Source organism: Curtobacterium sp. B8 (assembly GCF_000333315.1).
Taxonomy (GTDB): Bacteria; Actinomycetota; Actinomycetes; order Actinomycetales; family Microbacteriaceae; genus Curtobacterium; species Curtobacterium luteum.
On sequence record NZ_BACW01000494.1, the window covers coordinates 1 to 5,438 of the forward strand.

Consider the following 5,438-nt stretch of genomic DNA (forward strand, 5'->3'; position numbering starts at 1 on the left):
TGGGACAGGAGGTNCCAANTGCCGCCGCCCCACACCGCGGAGCGCGCCGGAGCGGCCGCGGTCAGCGATGACATCTGCCCGCGCACACGGCAGACTGGTGGTACATCGTCATGAGGAGTATCTGATGCCAGTACCGCAGACCGCGCCAGCCGAGCGGACCCTGATCCGCGACCGGGTCGCCGACACGATCCGCAGTGCGATCCTCGACGGCACCCTCGAGGCCGGGGAACGACTCCACGACGACCAGCTGATCGCCTGGCTCGGCGCATCCCGCACCCCGATCCGTGAGGCACTCGCGCACCTCGCGGACGAGGGCCTGGTGGAGATGGCCGCGAACCGGTACACCCGCGTCGCGCTTCCCGACCCGGAAGAGGTCCTCGACGCGCTCCACACGCTCGGGATCCTCTTCGGCGGCATCATCCGTGTCACCGTCCCCGTCATGACCGACCGCGACGTCACGCGAACCGTCGTCCGACTCGACAGCGAGCTCGAACGTCTCCGCGAGGGCGGGACCGCCAGGGTCGTGCTCACCCTGGACGGCGCGTACAACGCATGGTTGCGCCTCTGCCCGAACCAGATCCTCGTCGACACCGTCAGCCGCGTGATCAGCGGATTGGCGTTCAAGCTCCGCGTCGACTCGGTCGGCGAGTTGATCCCGTCCGAACACCTCATCGAGCTCTACCCCGTCTTCCGCGATGCGATCATCGAGCGCGACCCCGTGGCCGCCGAGCTCGCGATCGAAGCCATCCACATGGTGGACCGGACGGCGAAGACGATCGACTGACCAACCAGGCCATGCCCCCCCCCCCCCGAACACGAGCGCCGGGCCCGGAAACACGAAAACCCCGTTCCTCTTGCGAGGAACGGGGTTTTCGGCGGACGGTGCTTCGGTGGATCTGAGGGGACTCGAACCCCTGACCCCCTGCATGCCATGCAGGTGCGCTACCAGCTGCGCCACAGACCCGTTGGGTGTTGCTGACCCGTTCGGTGTTGCTTCGTGCCTTCGGTTCCCCGGAGGCACCATAGAAGCGTACACCATGCGAACGCCCGGCAACGAAATCGCGATCGCTGCCCGGGCGCGTCGCACTCAGCCCTGCTCGACCGGCAGTTCCAGCGGGATCGTCGGGCAGTCAGCCCAGAGCCGCTCGAGCGAGTAGTACTGGCGGTCTTCCTCGTGGAAGACGTGCACGACGACGTCACCGAAGTCGATGAGCACCCAGCGTCCCTCGGTCCGACCCTCACGGCGCAGCGGCTTCGCGCCGGCCTCGATCAGTCGTTCCTCGACCTCGTCGGCGATCGACAGGACGTTGCGCTCGTTCCGACCGGTGGCCAGGAGGAAAACGTCCGTCAGCTGGAGCGGCCCGGTCACGTCGAGAGCGACGAGGTCCTCGGCCTGCTTGGCGTCGGCCGCGGTCGCGGCGATCTGCACGAGTTCGAGTGCGCGTGAGGAGGCGGGCACGCAGGTCCTTCCGGTCGTCGCCCAGCGGGAGCCGGACTGTAGGGGTGCCGAGGTGATCGGCCCCTGCATCATAGGTCAGACGTCGGACACCGGCCAGCCGGCCCGGACGTGCTGGATCGGGCTCAGCCGAAGGGGTGGGTGGACAGCAGCGCCACGATGATGACGCCGGCCGCTGCCACGCCCACGGCCGCCGCCGACACCGCGAGCACCATCGGGGTCTTCGACTCCTTGGGCTTCGCCGCAGCGAGGACGACCTGGCGGGTGGACGTGTGGCTCGACACCGCACGGCTCGCGCGGATGGGACTGGCGTCGGTCTCCGGCTGCTCGTCGTGCTGCTCCAGGAGGCGGTCGACCTCGGCCCCGTCGATCGGTCGGTGCGACCCTGTCGAGGACAGGGACGCAGGCAGGTCGATGGAGCCGGTGAGGATGACCTCGCCCGTGGCGTTGAGCGCGCCCGTCGGGTCCGCGAGGGCGGAGTTCGGGAGCACGATCGCGTTCGGGTTCGTCGCGGCGACACGGCGGGTGCCGGTCTCCTCGTCGTGGACCTCGGCGTCGTTCGAGTCGTGGGCCAGGGCGGACCAGTGCCCGGTCGGCGGCTGGAACGCGGTGGTGACGGGCTTCGGCTCCACCGGACGTTGGAAGGCGGCACCGTCGCTTCCCTGGGCGTCCTCGGACCCCACCGGACCGCGCTCGGTCGTCTGGACCGGGACTTCGTTCGTGTCGTCGTCGAGCGAGAGCGGGAAGACCCCGGGCGTCGACGCGGCGACGGGCGGGAGGGTCGGCGCGAGCGGTGCTCCCGGGTCGTCTAGGTCGGTGCGGTCCGGCGTGTCGGTGATCGACTCGGCCGGCTCGTCCCCGACCGCTGCCGCATCGGACTCGGCGTCGTGCGGCGCCCACGTCGACCGGTGGCGACGGGGCTCCTCGGCGTGCGCGACGGCTTCGTCGAGGGGCTCGACCGCGTCCGGCGAACCGTCCGCCTCGGTGGCCTGCTGCACGAACGCCTGGTCGAGCGTCCCGGCCTCGTGGTCGTCGGACTCGGACTCGCCGGACTCCGACGTCGCGGCCTCCGGCGTCGGGTGCCCTGCATCGGACGGGACGGAGGCGGGCGCCTGCGGCACGGGAGGAACCGGTCCCGACGAGACCGGCACCGACGAGACCGGCACCGACGAGACCGGCACCGACGCTGCCGGCTCGGACACGGACCGGCCGGACGCCGACTGCGCGGAGGTCGGTCGTGCGGGCGCGGAGGTCGGCGCGAGCGGCTGGTCGTCGTCGAGGGTCGACACCGACCCGATGACGTCCTGCACGGTCCGGTCGGACGACTGGGGCGTCGGGGCCTGCAGCGGCACGGGCAGCACGGCCTGCACCTCGGCCTCGCGCAGTTGGCGCAGCTGCCGGCGGGTCAGGCCACCTGTCCCGGGCACGATCTCGGTCGCGGACGCGGGAGGCAGATCGGGCACGGCGGACTGCGCCGCGCCCGACGGGGCGGGCGCGACGTGTGAACCAGGCCGGCGACGGCCCTGCTCCGAACGGTCGGTGGACGCGGGCGCGGCGACGGTGGGCGGAGGTGTCACTGGCTGGCCACCGGCGGCGGCAGCGCGCTCACGCTCACGCGCCTGGCGCCGCGACAGTGGCGGCTGCGCGTCGGACGAACTCATGCAACGCTCCGATACAGATGGTGCTTGGAGATGTACTGGACGACCCCGTCAGGGACCAGGTACCAGACGGGGGAACCGCGTCGGACCCGGTCGCGGCAGTCGGTCGACGAGATCGCCAGCGCCGGGACCTCGAGCAGGCTCACGTCCCGCTCCGGCAACCCGGTGATGCTCAGGGCATGCCCCGGGCGCGTCACGGCGACGAAGTGCGCCAGATCCCACAGCCCATCATGGTCTTTCCAGTCGAGGATCTGCTGAACGGCGTCTGCGCCCGAGATGAAGACCAGTTGTGCGTCCGGCCGTTGTTCGTGCAGGTCGCGCAACGTGTCGACGGTGTACGTCGGGCCCGGACGGTCGATGTCGACGCGACTCACGGTGAACATGGGGTTCGACGCCGTCGCGACGACCGTCATGAGGTACCGGTGCTCGGCGTCCGTGACGTCGGACTTCATGTACGGCTGACCGGTGGGGACGAACACCACCTCGTCCAGGTCGAAGGCGCGCGCGACCTCGGACGCGGCCACGAGGTGACCGTGGTGGATGGGGTCGAACGTGCCGCCCATCACACCGATGCGCGGGCGCCCCGAGCTCTCGAGCATGGAGTGGCGGGTCAGCGCTTCGTGTGGCCGAACTCGTCGACGCCGGTCTCGTCGTGCCGAGTGGCCTCGAACTTGTGCGAGTGACGGTACGCGACGTCGCGGAAGCTCCAGGTCACGAACCCGAGGAACGCGAAGAAGAGGGCACCGACGAGCGGGAAGACGTACGCGGGGACCCCGGAGGCGTTCTCTGCGGCTTCGGCGAGGAGGGTCATCGTCATGTGCTCCGTTCGGTCGGTGGAAAGACGCCGTTCAGTCTAGCCGCGGATCTGGCCCTGACCGCGCACGATCCACTTGGTGCTCGTGAGTTCCGGGAGCCCCATCGGGCCGCGGGCGTGCAGCTTCTGCGTGGAGATGCCGACCTCGGCACCGAAGCCGAACTCACCGCCGTCGGTGAACCGGGTGGATGCGTTGACCATCACGACCGCCGAGTCGACGCCGGCGAGGAACCGCTCCGCCGTGTCGACGTCGTTGGTGACGATGGACTCGGTGTGGTGCGTCGACCAGGTCGCGATGTGCGCCATCGCCGCGTCGACGTCGGGCACCACGCGGATCGAGAGGTCGAGGTCCATCGACTCGGTGGCCCAGTCGGCATCCGTCGCGCGGAGGACGCCGGGCACGATCGCCCGGGTGGCGTCGTCACCGCGGAGGGTCACCCCGGACGCGCGGAGGCGGTCGGCGAGGACGGGGAGCAGCCGCTCGGCCGACCGCTCGTGCACGAGGAGCGTCTCGAGCGCGTTGCACACGCTCGGGCGCTGCACCTTGCTGTTCAGCACGATGTCGACCGCGCGGTCCTCGGGCGCGGACTCGTCGAGGAAGACGTGCACGACCCCCGCCCCGGTCTCGATCACGGGCACCTGCGACTCCGTCACGACGGTCTGGATGAGCGACGCGCTGCCCCGCGGGATGAGCACGTCGACGAGGCCCCGGGCGCGCATCAGCTCGGTCGCTCCGGCGCGGCCGAACTCGTCGATCGTCTGCACGAGTTCGCGCGGGAGACCGACGGACGCGACGGCGTCCTGGATGGTCGACACGAGGACCGCGTTGGTGCGCTGTGCGGCGGAACCGCCGCGGAGCACGACCGCGTTGCCGCTCTTCAGCGCGAGGCTCGCGATGTCGACCGTCACGTTCGGGCGGGCCTCGTAGATGGCGCCGACGACGCCGAACGGCACCCGGACCTGGGTGAGCTGCAGGCCGTTCGGGAGCACGGAGCCGCGGACGTTCTGGCCGACGGGGTCGGTCAGCCCGACGACGTGCTCGACCGCAGCGGCCAGGGCGTCGATCCGGGCGGAGTCGAGCCGGAGCCGGTCGAGCAGGCCCGACGACAGCCCGCCGTCCTCGCCCGCCACGAGGTCGCCGTGGTTCGCGCGGACGATGTCGTCGGTGGCGGCTCGCACCCCGGCCGCGATGGCGACGAGCGCCGCGTCCTTGACCGCGGTGGTCGCGGTCGCGAGCACCGTCGCGGCGTCGCGTGCGGCGACGAGCTTGTCGGTCAGGGTCGGAGCGGGGGCGGTCAACGACATGGCTCGATCATAGGTCCGGTCCTCGCGGGATGACACGGCGCGTCACGCGCCTGTGGACACGGCCTGGAGGCACGACACCGGTGCAGGGTTCACCGCACGTCAAGCGCGTGGCGCGACGGGCGGAGCACCGCACGGCAGGGGGCGACACACACGAGGGGCAGCCCCGGAACGGTCACGACACGCCGCACCCGCAACACCGGGCGGT

The 5,438-nt window shown here is 71.1% G+C and carries 6 protein-coding genes and 1 tRNA gene; 1 reads left to right on the forward strand and 6 read right to left on the reverse strand.

Going from position 1 to position 5,438, the window contains the following annotated elements; translation table 11 throughout:
- The first annotated feature begins 124 nt into the window (after positions 1 to 124).
- The gene (locus I59_RS20985) at positions 125 to 784 is read left to right on the forward strand and encodes a GntR family transcriptional regulator (protein WP_022904178.1); all 660 of its coding nucleotides are present in this window, start codon (positions 125 to 127) and stop codon (positions 782 to 784) included.
- 107 nt (positions 785 to 891) lie between these two features.
- Here the strand turns inward: I59_RS20985 and I59_RS12660 are convergent.
- The 6 genes from I59_RS12660 to I59_RS12685 form a co-directional block, all read right to left on the reverse strand.
- Positions 892 to 964, reverse strand: a tRNA-Ala gene (locus I59_RS12660).
- 123 nt (positions 965 to 1,087) lie between these two features.
- Positions 1,088 to 1,459: a ribosome silencing factor gene (rsfS, locus tag I59_RS12665; protein ID WP_022904179.1), complete on the reverse strand. Its 372-nt coding sequence runs from the start codon at positions 1,457 to 1,459 to the stop codon at positions 1,088 to 1,090.
- A 122-nt stretch (positions 1,460 to 1,581) separates the two neighbouring features.
- Positions 1,582 to 2,919, reverse strand: coding sequence for a hypothetical protein (locus I59_RS12670; protein WP_022904180.1), 1,338 nt, complete (start codon positions 2,917 to 2,919; stop codon positions 1,582 to 1,584).
- 194 nt (positions 2,920 to 3,113) lie between these two features.
- Complete coding sequence (gene nadD, locus I59_RS12675) at positions 3,114 to 3,713, reverse strand: nicotinate-nucleotide adenylyltransferase (protein WP_022904181.1); 600 nt, start codon at positions 3,711 to 3,713, stop codon at positions 3,114 to 3,116.
- A gap of 11 nt (positions 3,714 to 3,724) precedes the next feature.
- On the reverse strand, positions 3,725 to 3,931 hold the full coding sequence (locus I59_RS12680; protein WP_022904182.1) for a hypothetical protein: 207 nt from the start codon (positions 3,929 to 3,931) through the stop codon (positions 3,725 to 3,727).
- A gap of 36 nt (positions 3,932 to 3,967) precedes the next feature.
- Positions 3,968 to 5,233 (reverse strand): glutamate-5-semialdehyde dehydrogenase, encoded by a 1,266-nt coding sequence (locus I59_RS12685; RefSeq protein WP_022904183.1) that lies wholly within the window; start codon positions 5,231 to 5,233, stop codon positions 3,968 to 3,970.
- Positions 5,234 to 5,438 lie beyond the last annotated feature (205 nt).